Source organism: Chitinophaga pinensis (genome assembly GCF_007896845.1).
In the GTDB taxonomy this organism is placed as follows: Bacteria; Bacteroidota; Bacteroidia; order Chitinophagales; family Chitinophagaceae; genus Chitinophaga; species Chitinophaga pinensis_C.
Genome location: NZ_VOHS01000003.1, coordinates 35,865 through 53,651 on the forward strand (window position 1 = coordinate 35,865; position 17,787 = coordinate 53,651).

A 17,787-nucleotide genomic window follows, 5' to 3' on the forward strand; every position below is an offset into this window, starting at 1 on the left:
AGTATATCTTTACCTGCTAACTGAAGAATTATGGAAGGAATGGATGAACCGTTTATACTCAAATTTGAATTTAAAGGGAAACCGCATATCCTGGAAATACATCCATGGATACAGCAATACAGGGTCTCTTTCAAAGTAGTCGTGGAAGGCCATGATATTACATTTGAAAGAGATGAAGAAGGTGAATACCGTGCTATCAGTGATGTTAATGTCAATGCTGGTAAACCGGTTGACACTGAGTTGCTGCAGGAAATAGCACGTCGTATAGAAGAAGCGCTGAACGTTTAATCCTGATTTGCCTCATCAATGAGGGATTGTTCATCCCATCCCTGCGCTGTCGGGTTCCATCTGGTTACCCTGTCGTTGGACATCAGTTTTTCCAGTTCTTCAATCCTTTCTTTTACGGTATTGATGTACAGCTTTTTATCATTACGGATAGCTGATAATCCCTTTAGTGCTTTTTCATCCTGCTTTCTGAACGTACTCACATTACGTTGTGCCTGATAGGCTCTTACTCCCAGCATTTGCAGGGCATCCGCGCCCATGCGGAGGGACGTATCCAGTGTTTCACGATAGATATGCAGTACTCCCAGATCCATGAGCTCATAGGTATCCGGGATATTTTCTGCTTTAACCAGCATCTGGAGATGCGGGAAATGTTTTCTTACCACTTTCACGACCTCCAGTGTCTGTTCCACCGTATCCATCGCTATAATGATCACCTTCGCATCTGCCGCACCGGCTGATGCCAGCAGGTCATGTCTGGAGGCATCTCCATAGTAAACTTTGATACCAAGATTGTGCAGTGCATCTACCCTGTCTGAATCAAGGTCGAGGATGGTAGCCTGTATGCCGTTGACGCGGAGGAAACGGCCTACTATATTACCAAAACGTCCAAAACCGGCAATAATCACAGGATGCTTTTCCTGAATTTCATCCGCTTCGCGCGTATCATCGGGCGCTGTTTTGTTAAATCGTGGCTGAATTATACGTTCATGCAACAATAACAGTAAAGGCGTCAATGCCATACTTAAGGCCACAACAGCGGTCATAATACTGACTGTCTGCTGGGAAAGTATATTGTTTTGCTGTGTAAAGGATAACAGTACAAATGCAAATTCTCCCACCTGTGAAAGCGCCATGGCGAATAAGAGATTTTGCTCAATACTGATACGGAAAATTTTACCCAGTATAATTAATGTCAAAGCCTTAATCAGCATTAGCGCCGCTACAAGGCCAAGTATGACCCAGGGCATAGAAAGTACCAGCTTGAAGTCAATGGACGCTCCTACGGCCATAAAAAACAGTCCCAGCAGCAATCCTTTGAAGGGCTCTATATCGCTTTCCAGTTCATGACGATATTCACTATTGGCCAATACAATGCCTCCCAGGAATGCACCTAACGCCGGACTCAGTCCGACGAGACTCATTAATACTGATATAGAGACAACCAGCAACAGGGCAAAAGCGGTAAACAGTTCTCTTACACGGGCCCTTGCCACCACCCTTAATAAGGGACGCACGAGGTATCTTCCTGCCACTACAATCACCGTTACCGCGCCTAATACCATCAGGGTTTGTGCCCACGCAGGCAGATTATCCCGAAGGGTTTGTTCATGCGGCGTCGTATTTCCTGTGTCTGCACCCGCCAGTAAAGGGAAGATTGCCAGCATGGGGATCACTGCGATATCCTGAAACAACAATACGGAAAAGGCACTTTGTCCTGCTGCAGAAGAGAGTTGTCCCTTCTCTTTCAGACTTTGTAACACGATTGCCGTGGAAGATAACGACAAGGTCATACCTAACGCGAGTGATGCGTTTAAAGGTTGTCCGAGTAACATCGCCAATCCGGTGACAATAGCCGTAGTAATCAGCACCTGCAGACCACCCAGTCCCAATATAGGTGCCCGCATGTTCCACAATAAAGCAGGTTCCAGTTCAATGCCTATCAGAAAGAGCATCATCACTACACCAAACTCTGCGAAGTGCATAATATCCTGTCCTTCCTGCCCGATGAACCCCATCAGCGAAGGACCGATCACTATACCCGCCAGCAGATAACCCAATACAGAACCTAAGCCCAACTTTCTGGCAATGGGAATAAAGATCACCGCCGCCGCCAGATAAATCATTGCTATAAAGAAGTAAGAATGCTCCATGTCATTGAAGTTTTAATTGTCCGTCCCTTAAATTTTCCAGCATTTGTCTGTAACTGATAGCAGCTTCGCTGATCTCCTGATGGCTTAACTTATGTGTGCCATAGACCACAAAAGGATCAAGGTATTGCATGTTACAGAGCGCCGCCGTTTGTCTGAAAGGCAACAGGAAATCATTCACCGGATGTCTGTGCCAGCCTTCTTTATGATAGGCTGCCTCCTGAGAACCGGTACTAACAATGCTACCCGCTATTTTACCCCTCAATGCGTTGCCTGTACGGCCATAAGCCCAGCCATGTTCCAGTACAAGATCCATCCATTGTTTGATCATTGCCGGAGCACTATACCAGTAGAACGGGTGTTGAAACAGAATAATATCATGTTGTAAGAGCAGCGATTGTTCGTGTCTTACGTCTATATTAAGGTCCGGATATATTTCATAAAGATCATGCAGCGTAACTCCCTGCATACCCCGGATGGCACGCACCAGTTGTGCATGTACCCTTGATTTCTCTAATGCAGGATGTGCAAATAAGATCAGAATTTTGGCCATAGATCAATTTATAGGTCGTTGGTTTTACTGACTGACAGATCAGGAATACTCCTGTAATAATAGTCTGTACTGATTAAGGATGCCCGATTTTGAGACAAAGCCTACCAGTTTGTTGCCATCAAGTACCGGCAGATTCCATGTATGTACTTCTTCAAATTTATTAATTACATCAGCGACATTTTCCTGTAACTGGACAGTTACAGGCGGTGGTTTCATAAACTGACTGACGGTCGTGATATCGTAAAGGGAAGCATTAAACATGATCGGACGGATATCATCCAGTGTGATCATGCCATCCAGTCCACCTTGTTCATTCACAACACCGATCATATTGCGATGTCCTTCTTTAATCAGATCAATAAGCGCTCTTAGTTTCTGATCAGCTGTAATAGTCTGTACGTCTTTTTCTAACAGAGTTTCCAGTTTTAAAAGAGAAAGTATATTTCTGTCATGTGCTTTGGTGAAGATCTTTCCTTCTTCCGCCAGATGTTTCAATTCGGGAGAAATCGGCGAAAACCATTTGGCCATTACGAAGGATATGGTAGATACAATCATTAACGGAATGAACAGATCATATCCAAAACTAGATTCTGCGATGAGGAAAATAGCCGTCAGCGGTGCATACATTACACCGCTCATTACACCAGCCATACCGACAAGAACCAGGTTGGCAAACGGAACATCCTGGAATCCGAAATTAGTACACAGCAGGGCGAAGAAATAGCCGAGGAAGCCACCTGCAAACAGGGACGGTGCAAAATTACCACCATTTCCTCCACCTTGAATGGTAAAGCTGGTAGCAAATACTTTCAGCAGACAGGTGAAGCCGGTGAATGCCAGCAATATCCAGCTTTTTTCGGGCAGATACCGGAAGAAACTGTTTTGAATGATCTGTTCTGAGAAGCCACCAGTGAGGAGTTTGAGACTGGAATAACCTTCACCGAACAAGGGTGGCATCAGCACACAAAGTACGGATACGATCACACCTCCCAGTATTGCTTTGCGAAGCGCAGGCCATTTCAATTTAGCCATGAAATGCTCGACGTGTTGTGACACTACGATGTAATAGCGGGCATATAGTGCAGATAACAAACCCAATGCGATATAGAATGGAACATTATGATAGTTAAAAGGCTGTCTGGTCTCAAAGTGAAATAACACCTCTTCCTGAAGAATGACCTTGGATAACAAACTACCACATATTGCCGCCAGTATCAATGGGATGAAATCTGAAAATACAACGCCGGTAAGTAATATCTCAAATGCAAACATTACCCCTGCTATCGGGGCATTGAAAGACGCAGCTATACCGGCAGTGGCACCAGCTGCGAGTAACAGCGTCCTTTCCTTATATCCTAGATTATAATTCGTTGCATAGTTACTGCCAATGGCCGCTCCGGTAACGGCGATAGGACTTTCCAATCCGGCAGAGCCACCCAGTCCCACAGTAATAGCACTTTGTAGTATCTGGGAATACATTTTTACCGGTGGGATCTTGCTGGAATTCTGTGCTATTTCATGTAGAATAAGTCCGATTCCTTTCCGGGATTGTCCTTTAAATACCCAGATGACCAATATAGTGGTCAGTACAATCCCCAGAAACGGAAATAAGGCATAAAATATAACCTGCGTGCTAAAATGCACTTTGTAGGTAATAAAGTAGTGGATATAATGTACCAATACTTTAAGGATGACACCGGCCATACCGGCTACCAGTCCTACAAGAATACCTGAGAGGATCAGGAACTGGCTTCTGCTTAAAACTTTGTGCAGCCAGTGAATAATAATTTCGTAACTCCTTACTTTCCTTAAGCTGTAACGTTCAAAATCCCGTTTAAACCTGAAAAATGAGTGATAACGTCTGATTGTTTTGATTTGGCTCATGGCAAATGCGTTCTAGTGTCATAATTCAATCAATGCATAAACCTTGTCATTCATATACTTACCACCGGGGTGGCGAGCCGTGTAGTCAAGGTTTATCCAATATTCGCCTTTCATTTCGTGGTAGTGGATTTCTTTTACCGGTGGATGGGGAAATAATGTGACGATAGCTTGTTTGATGATCTCGAAATCTTCTTTGCTCCCGCAATAAAGCTCCGGATAAGCATGGCCCTGTATCAGTACAATACGGCAGCGGGCACCGATGGATTGCATACAGGAGGCCATCAGAATAGAATGGTCGTCACAGTCCCCTCCCAGCCCGTTCTGGATGGTTTCCATAGGTGTTGCAAAGTATTCATCACGATGCGTGTCCGGCACATATTTAAAATGCCGGTTCAGATAATGGAATAATGCCAGGTAGCGTGAGATTTTTCCATACTTGGGAAAGTATTCATCAAAATCTTCGAGTGAGTGCGCCACGGAGAAGTTTCTTACAATAGAATCTTTATAGTTCACCTTATCTCTGATACCGCGTACGGTTTTATCCCGATAGGTTTCTACCTTTCTTGGGTACAGACTAAGGATGTCGAATTGTTTATTATTCTTGGCTCCCCAGTTTCCCTGTACCATCCCTTTATAGTCATTCAACACATTGTTGAACGAATAATTGTCATTAAAATAGTTGATGGAAAGTATGGTGCATACCAGAAAAAAAGCCGGGATGATCAATGGTCTGAATACCCAAAGTAACAGACGGGTAAATAGAAAGGTGAGCAGTACTGCGACAGCCATATCCATGTGCCAGCCGTTCAGGACCAGAGGTGGAATATAGCGGTTCAGATATGGTGCTAATGGTATAATAGTAAGCAGGCTCAGTAAATTGAGCAGCAATCGTTGGAATGTAGTGTATTTGCTTTCATCAATAGCCATTATGGTATGCAATAACGCAAAATTATGCCAGAAGACTTGTAAAAATTTGCAAATACGGACGAAAATGGCCGGTTTATTCCGGAATTTGTGTCTTTAATACATTGATAATTAATTAATTGTTTTGGCCGCCGCTGTCAGTATCCTGTCAAAGTGCTTAAATGAGGTACTTTTATTGATCAGTGACATTTGTTGTTGAGCCTGATGATATTGTTTTTCAAAACGGGCTTGCGGATACATCTTACTAAGCAGTTTATAGCCGGTTAGCAATAGCAGCTTGAAATCCATTTTTTGCGAGATTTCAATAGCAGTTTCTGCTGTGCGAATGGCCCTGTTCAATTCATTCTCCTCATAATATACTTCTGCCATGATCAGTTTTTGCAGTACTTCAATATGGCGTCCATTGGTGAAGTCGAAGGAGTAATTGCGAATCAGCTTATCAGTATGCTGACATATTTTGCTGGCCATGCTCAGGTTGTTGAGCCCAAGCTGAGCATATGCCTGCCAGCATAATAATGACAATCTTAACGGATTAGTGCGTTGAAAGGCCAGAGATGGATAACATTCAAATATTCTTTTGGTATAATTGAACATATGAGAATAGTCGGCCAGCATGGCAAAGGCTAACCCATTCATACGGAATACCATTTCCTGCGCGACAGTCGGCGCGTGACGCGTACTGCCGGTCAGGTAACGGGGATAGTTATATATTTTGTCTTTAATGCTCTCGTTGATGATGCCGAATTTCATGTATTCGTAGATAAAGAGATAGAGGTCATAGGGAGACACCCATATTTCATCATCTATTGTATCTCGCGAAATCAGCTTTTTGATGCTGTTCAGTTCCGTTTCACAATGCTCTGCGTCCAGCTGGAGTATGGACATGGTGAATAGGATACTGCGGATTTTCAGTTTATCTTCTGCTACTTCTGAGAGGTCAAGAAGAGCGGTCAGCACGCGTTTTTTACCAAAATGCAGGAAGTTATCATTAATAATACGGCTCAGCGGATTTTTGCGGAAGTATCCTTGTGGGAATACGGCGTTGAGTTGCATCTGTTTTTCGCCTTCATGTTGATAGTGAACGGCCAGGTATTCCAGCAGGTAGGACTTTTCCATCGTACTCAGCGGTAGATAGAATATTTTATGAATCCCTTCCAGTTGTCCATTATTAATAGCATATCGCACGATCCATTTGAATACACCTACTCTATAAGAAGATGCAGGTAGTTGTCGGGTGATCTTTTGCAGCATGTTATCCTCGATCACGTCATTGGCGTGTTTAATATAATGCATGGCGGCAAAATATTCCAGCAGGAACTGATGGGCAAACCGCACTTTCACGAGGAACATGACTTCCTGACTGAGGTTTTCTTCTACCAGTATATTATCGGCAAGCAACTCTTTATAGGCAGGGAAGAGGTCTGCGTTTTTGTTGAGCAGCAGATTTTTATCTGTATACTGTCCTGCTTTACCCAGATCCAGCAACCATAAGAGTTTTTCTATGATCTTGACCTTGAAGGTATTAGTAGGCGAATTGAATACCTTGATCTGGACAAATTTGGAGATCATCTCAAAAAGACTGAGATGTTCATTAACAAACGTTTGTCCGGGGCCGGTATTTAGCTGGCAGAACAACTGCAGATAATAAGGGTATCGCAATTTTTGCAGAAACCCTTCACTAAAAGTGCGTACGGTAGCGGGGTCAATCCGGTGGTTATATAATACGGACTTGACTTCCTGTTCTGTGAGATAAGGCACATTGATACTGGTTTCTTCGTCCATTTCGGGGCCGAGGTACCAATATCTGCGGAAGGCAGGGTATTGTAATGAATGCTGGAAGATATCTGACCATGTGCTGCTGCGGATGGACAGGATCACTTTTACCCAGGGGAACAGATCGTTTGAATAAACGAATTCCTCGAGTTTGGTATATAGCAGCTTCAGTTTATCGCCTGCTACTGCGATTTCATCGAATCCATCAATAATTAAGATGAGCCGTCCACGTATTTTATCAAAATGACTGGCGAAATACTCGCGGAAGTTCTCTCCTGTACCGAGGTTCAGCTGATTATCCAGCCAGGTGGCAAGAGAGAATCCTCTTAACAGGAGGCTACCGGCGGCGTGTGCATGAATAAACCAGCAGATATCCTTTTTATACTTGGCGTCTTTGCTGAACCAGAAGTGTTCTGCCATATGTACGAGGGTGACTGATTTCCCCCAGCCGGAGGGAGCGATCAGCGCGGTGGCTGCATAGTCACTTTCCAAAAAACGTTCAATATGAGCAAAGCAGGATGGTCTTGGGACAGTCAATGCGAAGGGAATACCAGATCTGTTTTTCAGCGTAAGGATGGTATAATGCGAGATGGTAACGGCCTTATTTTTCAGGTCCAGCCACTTGCTGTCGTTCAGTTCATTACCATCAGTCTGCACATAGTGCTGGGCCTGAAAATCATCCCAGTCCCGGTAATTACAATATTGCGCTAAGGTATTTAGCGTATAACGTGAAAAACTATGCTTGGTCGTTGCAAAACCGAATACCCTTTTAAGAGTGGTCTCGCTGACGGCCTTGGTAGTTTCATCCCTAATGAGATCAGAGAGTCTTTTGCAATCGCTGGGCGTAATAGTGTCAGCGCCGAACTTTCTTGATACTTCATTTTGCAGAGTTATGATAAAGTCATAGGAGAGATCTATCATATGGGGACAAGAAAATGGATTTTGAGTAAATGGATTTCGGTTCTCGAAAGTAAACATACGTATCCATTTTTAGTTCAGATTTATTTGTGTGAAAAATGGATGAAATGAACAAAATGAATTAGAATGAACGCAATATGATATGTGCTGATAATTAATTAACTATCTGAAAATTAACTATTTCTGGCATGGCTCGCCAAAATGGATATAGGAATTATCAGTTGGAAATATTCTTTTCGATTGATTAGCACTGCTTACCTATTTATGGGCTCAGGTAGGAAGGACTACCCCGGTAAAAATAATGAGTAGTCATAACAGGCAATTTTTTGCCGGACCTATCGTTTGATAATGAACTTCTTTCCCATCTGATAACCCCCTTATTATAGTAATATTTTCAATTACTGGAAGCTGTTGAATAAAAATGAACGTTCATAAATCAATGAATGAACGAAATGAACAGATTTTTCTATACTGAATAAAAAGAACCTCCTTTAAATCGTAGCCCCTACATACTTTCGCTTTGTTGTTTTACATTTTTTTAACAAAAACAACTGTATAAGGACCACCTACGTGTTTCATGTATTTGTTAAATCAGCCTTGGTAGCTCCCTTATCTTATCCCCAAGTTTCATAGCCTGCCTATAAAGAGTTTAATGACCAGAATCCGTGGTACGAGAAATTGTATTTCAAACTGTGAAAAACATACACGCTTTATAACCCGAACCAATTGATTGCTATGCATTTCAAAGCTACTCCTAAAAGCCCGTTAAGAGCTTTTATTCTTATTTTCTTTTGCCTGGTCTGGCTGGTTGGGTTACCGGTGGGTAAGGCTTCCTATAAGAAGCTCCCTGTAACTAAAGCCGTCCTTAAAGATGGCGCAATCGCTAGGTTGGACAATTACCTATTGCATCACCCCTATGCACCGTTATTACCTAATGCCTGGCGTAATGCCGGCGCTGCCGATGGGCCACTATGGAGCTACGCGGGCAGTCAGTCCTTCGTTACATTCGGCGTTGCCTGTGCACTCTGCCGTGTGGACGATGGGGCCAATGCTATTGATGCCAATCCCAATACTGCAGCAACACTTGTACTGCCAGTAGGCGCTGTCGGAGGGGTTGGATTAAAACTAAAATTCAATGGCGGTTATCAGGTAGGCGATCAGGTGGCCTTTGACCTTGAAATACCTGATCAGATCTACTCCCAGCAATTACTTTCTGCGCTTACTGTAACCTCCTTTAACGGAGGTATTTCTAATAATGATGCTACCCCACTGAATAGCTCTCAGATCCGCCTCGATTTATTGGGTCTCGGTCTTGGTTCTACGCCGAAATTCAGGGTAACGGCGCCTGTTACACATGCTTTTGATGAAGTACAGATCAGTTTATCAACGCTGGTCAGCACCTTTACTTCTCTACGTGTATATGAAGCCGCCGCATTTATTCCCGTAACCGTCAGTCCGGCTAGCCCCGCTATCACTTCCGGCGCTACTGTTACCTTCTCTCCCACTATCAGAATTCCTGGCGCCACCTACGCATGGTATACCACTCCTGATGGTGGTTCTCCCGTTTTTAATGGCGCCGGTTTTACTACTCCTCCGCTGAAACGCAGTACTACCTATTATGTAGCTGCCACCAATCCACTGGATGGATTGGTGAGCCCTGTACGTACACCTGTTACAGTACGTGTGAGCGGCGGCGTGGGTCCTATCTGGACATATGCTGATCAGCAGGTAAGCCCCGTAACAGGAGGTGTTGCCTGTGCACTATGTTATGTAGATAATCCAGCTGCAGCAGTCGATGCCGACACCACCACAGCTTCCATGCTGCAACTGCCGGTAGGTGCGCTGACTTCTGTCGGACAACTCTTAAAATTCCCGGGCGACTATAAAGCCGGTGATGTCATTGTACTGGACGTGGATATTCCCGGGCAGATCGTTTCTCTCGGCGCCCTGTCTGCCATTCAGATACAGACATTTAATAATGATGTCGCCAACAATGACGTAATTAATCTGGGCGCTACTACCGTTGGTGTTAATGTACTGGGTCTCGGACTGGGTACTTCACCTAAAGTGCGCCTGACAATCCCTGTAACTAAAGATTTCGATGCCGCTCAGGTGAGTCTGACCACCGCATTTACTGCGTTTGGTTCTTTGCGTATTTATGAAGCGGCAGCTACTATACCCGTAAAAGTAAGTCCTGCTGCTCCGCTGATCACAGCCGGCAGCAGTGTAACGCTTTCCGCAACTACTGATGCCCGTATCGCAAGTCCTGTATACAGATGGTACACTACACCTACCGGCGGCACACCTGTTGCTACCGGCAATAGTTTCCCTACCCCCCTGCTGAACCGTACTACTACCTATTATGCAGAAGCTTACAGTGCTGCGGATAATCTAAGCAGCTATGTACGCACGCCCGTAACCGTGAAAGTAGCAGGTGGGCCTGGTACGATCTGGAGCTATGGTCAGGAAGAGGATGGTCCTTTCACCAGTGGTGTCGCCTGTGCGACTTGTGCGATCGGAACACCGGAAGCGGCAGCTGATGGTGATACCGCAACGGCATCCACATTGACCGTTCCTTTAGGACTGGCTGCCTATGTAGGCCAGCTGGTAAAATTACCGGGTGTATATCAGGCAGGCGATAGCATCGTGCTCTTTCTGGAGGCACCAACCGAGAATCTGGCAGCTGTCGTGTTGCCCAAAGTAAGAGTTACTACCTTCAATAATAGCATCGCAGGTCCGGCGGTCTCTAATAACGACGCCGTGACGCTGGATGCACCGACCGTAAAACTCCAGCTGCTGGGCACTGGATTGAATAATGCCCGCAAATTCCGTGTAACCATACCGGCTACTAAAACCTTCGATGGTGTGCAGGTTGATTTTGGTGGACTGGTAGGGGTCTCAGGCTCACTGAAATTATACGAAGTAGCAGCTATGATCCCGGTATCAGTGTTGCCCAATCCTGCAAGAACACCATACAATACCGGTGTTACATTAACTCCTTCTATCCGGATCTCTAATCCGACTTACAACTGGTATACAACGCCTAACGGCGGCTCTCCTGTTTTCAGCGGTTCCGGCGCCTTTACATCACCGGCACTGATCCGCAATACAACATATTATGTTGAAGCGGAAGATCCTGCAGGTACAGCCAGTCTGGTAAGAACTGCCGTACCGGTAACCATCGGTGGTGGTACAGGCCCATTGTGGACATATGGTACTGGTCAGACAGGCCCTATTACCGGTGGAGTTGCCTGCGCGCTATGTGCCATTACAGATCCTGCATTTGCAGCTGACGGAGACTCAACAACAGCTTCCAGATTGTCATTACCATTGGGCATTGCCTCAACCGTAGGACAGAAGATCAACTTTCCGGGTATCTATCACAGTGGTGATAGTATCATTCTGATCCTCGGTAGCAAAGCAGATTTTCTGGCGGATGCCTCTGTGCTGGGTAGCATTCGGGTGACTACCTCTTTGAATAATGTCAGCAATAATGATCCGCAGTCATTAAACAATCCGCTTTTAAAAGCAAACCTCCTGCAAACAACAGCAGGTATTAATAAATTCCGCGTAGCGATACCGGTATCTAAAACGTTTGACGCAGCACAGGTTGATATCAGCAGCCTGCTGGCGGTTGACAATAGTCTGTATATCTATGAAGCTATTGCAATGACGCCTGTAACTATAACACCAAGTCCTGCGACTATCACCGCAGGACAAACTGCAACCCTGAATGCATCTCTACCCAGCATTCCCGGAGTGATCTTTAACTGGTATGAAACCAAAGAAGGAGGATCTCCTATTCATACTGGCAATAGTCTGACAACGCCTCCTCTGTTTCAGGATAAAACTTACTATGTAGAAGCCGTTTCTCCAACTGATGGTCTGATCAGTATTACGAGAACCGCTGTGGAAGTGGATGTAAATGGTGCTACTGGTAATGGCCCGCTGAGTTGTAGTGGCGCAACGACTCAAAGCAGTGGTACAGGTGGTTTAGCCTGTCTGCTTTGTGGCACACAAAACCCTGCGTTGGCAGTAGATAACAGTACCAGTACTGCATCAACCATCCGTCTGGGGGTTGGAGCACTTGGTTATGCTTATCAGGATGTGGTATTTCCTTTCAAAGGGAAAGCCGGTGATTCCGTACGTATTGGTCTCGGTAGTACAACTGGTCTGCTGGATCTCGGTGTGATCAGTGGTATCGGTGTGGGTCTTGGCAACGGTGCAAGACCAGCAGATGCAGAGATGGCTGGTCTTTCCAGTCCGCTGCTGACGATCCGTCTGCTCAATGGCGTTCAACAGAATGCCTACACTTTTGTGGCTAACAAAGATTTTGACAGAATTGAAATAAGGGTGAATGCAGTAGTTGGTGCATTGACTTCACTGAATCTTTATTACGCACAGGTAGTAACGCCTATCGTGCAACCAGCTGTCGCTACAGCATATGTATGTACCGGTAGTCCGGCTACCTTGAGCGCTATTGCTCCAGCTGGTTATACCTATCGTTGGTATACAGCTTATACAGGGGGCTCTCCTGTTGGCTATGGCGCTACTTTCGTAACGCCTGCTATCACCAAAGACACTACTTATTTTGTGGAAGCGGCCGGCGCTGACAGCTGCGGCAGCGAAAGACGTACGCCTGTTCAGATTAAAACTGGTCTGCCGGGGGTAACCGTAACACCATCTTCCGCTTCTGTAGAAAAAGGTACTACCCCGACTTTCAATATCGTTTCTCCAAATCCTGCTTATCAATATAACTGGTATAGTACACCAACAGGTGGCACACCGGTATTTGTAGGCAACCAGTTCACCGTTCCTCCGGTTACAGGTAATGTGACCTACTATGCGGAAGCGGTAGCACAGGGTAATACGAACTGTCGTAGTTTACGTACACCGGTATCTATCACCCTGAATGGTGATGGTGGACCGGTTAATCCTGGTGATATCGACTGTGGTGGCGCTACCAGCCAGCAAAGTGTTACAAGTGGTATCTGTGTAGGCTGCTATGTCGAAAAACAGGATTCTGCGGTAGATAACAGTTCTCAGACGGCTTCTATTATCCACACTATCCTTGGTGTGGGAGCTAATATCCAGCAGTCCCTGATCTTCCCGGCTCCGGGTGTGAAAGGTGACAGCATCCGTATTAAACTTGGTTTCACCACCGGACTGGCTGACCTGAACGTATTGGCAGGTATCCAGATCTCTTCTTCTAATGGTGGTACATTAAATCCTGATCAGGTGACCCTGAATTCAGCTACGCTGAATCTGCAACTGTTGAACGGTAACAGAGATCTGATTTACTCCTTTGCTCCGGGAGCAGCTTTCGACAGGGTAAACATCAAACTCAATGGACTGGCTACAGCATTGACTGCCCTGAAGGTGTATTCTGCACAGATCTACGCAGGTACACCGACTGTTGAAAAAGACACGGTTTATATCTGTCAAGGTACTACAGGTACATTACGCGCTACCGGTCCGGGAGCGACCTTCCGTTGGTATAATCAGCCTGCGGGTGGCACAGTGTTAGGCACTGGCGCAACCTTCCAGGTCAGCGATATGACCAACGCGATTTATTATGTTGAGTCAATTTCTTCTACGGGATGTGTGAATCCTGTAAGAAAACCAGTATATGTGATTGTTGGTCTGCCTCAGCCACTGGTTTCACCAACGGTGAGAACTATCAATGCTGGTCAGACAGCCACTTTCACTGTTACCAGTCCGAATCCGGCTTATCAGTATACCTGGTATGACGCTCCTGCAGGTGGCAATGTGGTACGAAGTAATTCATCCACCTTTACAACACCGGCGCTTTCAGCGGCTACAGTATACTATGTAGAGGTAAAAGATCCGTCTAACAATTGTACCAGCTCAGCACGTACAAGAGTACAGGTGGATATCAATCTGCCTACAGAGCCAACGCCATGTAGCTATGCCAGACAACAGGTGAGCCCTGTCATCTCTGGCGTATGTCTGCTGTGTTCTGTAGCAGATCCGGCATTGGCTGTGGATGAGAATTCCAATTCTGCCTCTACTATCACTGCTACTGTTAGTGCATTAGGGTATGTTGGTCAGCTGTTACAGTTTGACAACAGCTACCCTGCCGGTGACAGTGTAACTCTGGATCTGGAAATTCCGGGTCAGCTGGCAGATGCTGCATTGCTGGGAGGTATCAGACTGGAAACTTATAATGGTAGTACGCCAAATGCAGATGCCGTATTCCTGAATAATACTTTAGTACATCTCAACCTGTTGAATACAGGTAATAAATTCCGCGTAACACTGCCGGTATCCAAAGCCTTCAACGGTGTGATGGTCAGCATCAATGGTGTGCTGGCTGCATTGACAAGTGTGAAAGTATATTTCGCGGCAGTAGTGACGCCTCGTCCAGTAGTAACTGTTGCCAGTGTAGATGTATGTAGTGGCAGCACGGCAACACTGAATGCGACTACTGCGAATGGTGCTGATCTTGCATGGTACACTACCGCTGTCGGCGGCACAGCTGTACAGGTTGGACCTACCTATACCACCGGTGTATTGACCGCTTCTGCTACTTATTATGTAGAAGCAGGTCGCTTTGGTTGTGCCAATCCGACAAGGGTGCCAGTAAGAGTAAATGTAGGAGCTACACCTGCTGCTCCGACAGCTGCCGGCAGAACAATTTGTACAGGTAGTCCTGCATCCCTGCTGGCAACAGCTCCTGCCGGTGCTACCTTCCGTTGGTACACAGCACCAACTGGTGGCACATTATTGTCTTCGACTGCAAATTATACTACTAATACGCTGACTGCTGATACCGCGTTCTATGTTGAAGCTGACAACAATGGTTGTAAGAGTACTACAAGAACCAGAGTCCCTGTTACGGTGAGCCCTGCTCCTGTCAACCTTACAGTGACTCCACTGAATACAACAGTGAGCGTTGGTCAGGGTGCGATTTTTACCGCATTCGCGACCGGTACGAATGTGATCTATAAATGGTATAACGCTGCAGGTGATTCTATCTACACTGGTGCTGTATTCAATACTGGTCCGCTGACAGCTACAACTACTTTCTCTGTTGCAGCCATGAATACAGGCGGTTGTAGCAGTGGTCCGAGAGTATCTGTGACGGCTACAGTAGTACCGGGCGGCAACGATATTCCTTGTGATGCCGCTACCAGTGAACAGCATACTTCCAATGGCGTATGTGTGGGTTGCTTTGTTGAAAATCCTGCACTGGCAGTAGATAACAGCACGGCTACTAAATCTACGTTACATGTGGTACTTGGACTGCTGAACGGTTATGTACAGCAATCACTGGTATTCCCACAGATCAGTGAACTGAATGACAGCACCGTTATTGGTTTGTCTTTTGATGGTTCACTGGCTGATATCGGTCTGCTCTCCACTGTTGAAATAGGTTCTTATAACGGTGCTACCTCCAATAACGACTTTGTGGCGCTGAATAGTCCGCTGGTGAAAGTGGCCCTGTTGAGTGGCAGCCAGCAGGCACTGGTAGGCTTCAAGCCGAAAGCACTGTTTGACAGGATTGTGGTACGTCTGAATTCAGGTGTAGCGACTGCTCTGAGTGCAGTAAGCGTGAACTTCGCCAGCCGCGTGGTAGGTCTGCCTGTAGTACAGGGAGATACGATCTGTGCAGGTAATCGCGCAAACCTGACTGCGAGTGGTCCGGCGAATGTATCCTTCCGTTGGTATACTACTGCAACAGGTGGTACATCTATCTTCACCGGTACGGCTTATCAGACACCTGCCCTGACAGCGAACACCACTTATTATGTGGAGGCTGTGAAGACAAGTCTGAATTGTCCGAATCTGCAACGTGTGCCGGTAACGGCTATTGTTGATCCTGTTCCGGATGCACCGGTACTGGATACGACAGCACTGACTATCTGCAGTGGCAGTACAGCTACCTTCAATGTGAAACCTGTTGCCGGTATTACCTATCGCTGGTATACTGTTTTGACAGGAGGTACAGCCTTCTTCACAGGTACATCTTATACTACACCGGCGCTGACAGCGACGACTGTATACTATATCGAAGCATCTAATGCGACTGGTTGTGGCAACACCACCCGTACAAGGGTAACTGCCAATGTGATCGATCAACCAGCAGTTCCGGTGGTAACACCAACCAGCGCAACCATCTGTGCTAATAACAGCACACAGCTGGTCGCTACATCTGCAACGCCAGGTGTAATATTCCGTTGGTATACTGTGGCGACAGGCGGTACACTTATATTTGAAGGCGCTTCGTTCCAGACACCAGTACTGACAGCTACTACTACTTTATGTAGAGCTGTAACAGGTACTTGCTCAAGTGCATCCAGAACAGCAACTACTGTTACTGTAAATACAGTTCCTGCCGCTCCGACTGTGACAACCGCACCAGCTAATGGTCAGGTAATATCTGGTCAGACAGCAGTACTGACTGCCAGCTCCACAACACCGGTGTGACTTACGCATGGTATACTGTGGCGACAGGCGGTAGTCCGGTTGCAACAGGTGCTTCATTCACTACGCCGGCACTGACCAGCAATATCACTTATTATGTAGAAGCGGTGGCTGGCGCAGGTAGCTGTCCGAGCCAGCGTACAGCAGTACCGCTGACTGTGACAGTTGCGCCAAATACAGCGTGTGATTTCGCAAATGCACAAACAAACAGTACAACAGCCGTGTGTGTACTCTGCTCCGTACAGGATGCAGCGAATACAACAGATGCTGATGTTAATAACTTCTCCATACTTTCTGTACCATTGGCTGCCGGCAGCGGTAGCGTACAGCAAAGCCTCATCTTCCCGGATGCAGCAGCAGCTGGCGATAGCGTACGCATCGTCATGGAACTGCCTGCGCAGGTAGTGGATGCTGGTCTGCTGAGTTCTCTGGAAGTATCCAGCTTCAATGGTGCAACTGCAAATAATGATGCGATCCTGTTGAATAATAGTGCTGTAAGTGTTCGTCTGCTGACAGGCACCAGCAAATTCACGGTTGCATTTGCACCGGGTGGCACTTATGACCGTGTGCAGGTACGCCTGAGAGCCGGTATCATTGCCGCACTGGTGAAAGCTAATGTCTACTATGCTACAAGACAGGTATCCGCTCCTGCTGTTGCAGTTCGTAACGTTACGATCTGTAGCGGTAATACAGCGACACTGACAGCAACGGGTAGCGCTGTTTCTTCACTGGAATGGTATACACAACCAGTAGGCGGCGCGAAAGTAGGTGATGGCGGAAGCTTCACTACACCGCAACTGACGGCGACTACTACTTATTATGTACAGAGCGTACGTACCAGCAATAGTTGCGCAAATCCGAACAGAGTATCTGTCACTGTAAGTGTGGTGCCAGGTCTGGTAACACCGACTGTCACCAATGCAACGATCTGTGCTGGTCAGCAGGCCACCCTGACGGCAACTGTAACGGGTCAGAATATCCAGACCCGTTGGTATAGTGCACCAACAGGTGGTACATTACTCTTTACAGGTACAACATATGTTACCAATGCACTGAATGCAGATACTGCATTCTATGTAGAACTGGCAATGGTTCCTGCGTACTTTCTTCAAGAGTAAGGGCAACCGTAAG

Annotated in this window: 8 protein-coding genes; 3 read left to right on the top strand and 5 right to left on the bottom strand. The window is 46.2% G+C overall.

Annotation, left to right across the window (positions count from 1 at the left end; genetic code table 11):
• Positions 1–30 precede the first annotated feature (30 nt).
• Positions 31–288 carry a hypothetical protein gene (locus FEF09_RS03655; RefSeq protein WP_146303847.1) on the top strand — a complete coding sequence of 86 codons (258 nt, stop codon included), beginning with the start codon at positions 31–33 and terminating at the stop codon, positions 286–288.
• Here the strand turns inward: FEF09_RS03655 and FEF09_RS03660 are convergent.
• From FEF09_RS03660 to FEF09_RS03680, 5 genes are all read right to left on the bottom strand, one after another.
• The gene (locus FEF09_RS03660; protein WP_146303849.1) at positions 285–2,159 is read right to left on the bottom strand and encodes a monovalent cation:proton antiporter-2 (CPA2) family protein; all 1,875 of its coding nucleotides are present in this window, start codon (positions 2,157–2,159) and stop codon (positions 285–287) included. The two genes, FEF09_RS03655 and FEF09_RS03660, sit on opposite strands and share 4 nt — an antisense overlap.
• Position 2,160: 1 nt before the next feature.
• Positions 2,161–2,709 carry an NAD(P)H-dependent oxidoreductase gene (locus FEF09_RS03665; protein ID WP_146303851.1) on the bottom strand — a complete coding sequence of 183 codons (549 nt, stop codon included), beginning with the start codon at positions 2,707–2,709 and terminating at the stop codon, positions 2,161–2,163.
• 39 nt (positions 2,710–2,748) lie between these two features.
• The gene (locus FEF09_RS03670) at positions 2,749–4,593 is read right to left on the bottom strand and encodes a chloride channel protein (RefSeq protein ID WP_146303852.1); all 1,845 of its coding nucleotides are present in this window, start codon (positions 4,591–4,593) and stop codon (positions 2,749–2,751) included.
• An 18-nt stretch (positions 4,594–4,611) separates the two neighbouring features.
• Positions 4,612–5,520 carry a transglutaminase-like domain-containing protein gene (locus FEF09_RS03675; RefSeq protein WP_146303853.1) on the bottom strand — a complete coding sequence of 303 codons (909 nt, stop codon included), beginning with the start codon at positions 5,518–5,520 and terminating at the stop codon, positions 4,612–4,614.
• A 108-nt stretch (positions 5,521–5,628) separates the two neighbouring features.
• Complete coding sequence (locus FEF09_RS03680; RefSeq protein ID WP_146303854.1) at positions 5,629–8,211, bottom strand: hypothetical protein; 2,583 nt, start codon at positions 8,209–8,211, stop codon at positions 5,629–5,631.
• 885 nt (positions 8,212–9,096) lie between these two features.
• On the opposite strand from FEF09_RS03680, the gene FEF09_RS03685 reads away from it, so the two are divergent.
• A complete protein-coding gene (locus tag FEF09_RS03685; RefSeq protein WP_146303855.1) occupies positions 9,097–16,659 on the top strand; it encodes a hypothetical protein in 7,563 nt (2,520 codons plus the stop codon).
• Entirely contained in the window at positions 16,656–17,774 is a 1,119-nt protein-coding gene (locus tag FEF09_RS03690) for a hypothetical protein (RefSeq protein WP_146303856.1), read from the top strand. Before FEF09_RS03685 ends, FEF09_RS03690 begins: the two co-directional genes overlap by 4 nt.
• Positions 17,775–17,787: the final 13 nt, after the last annotated feature.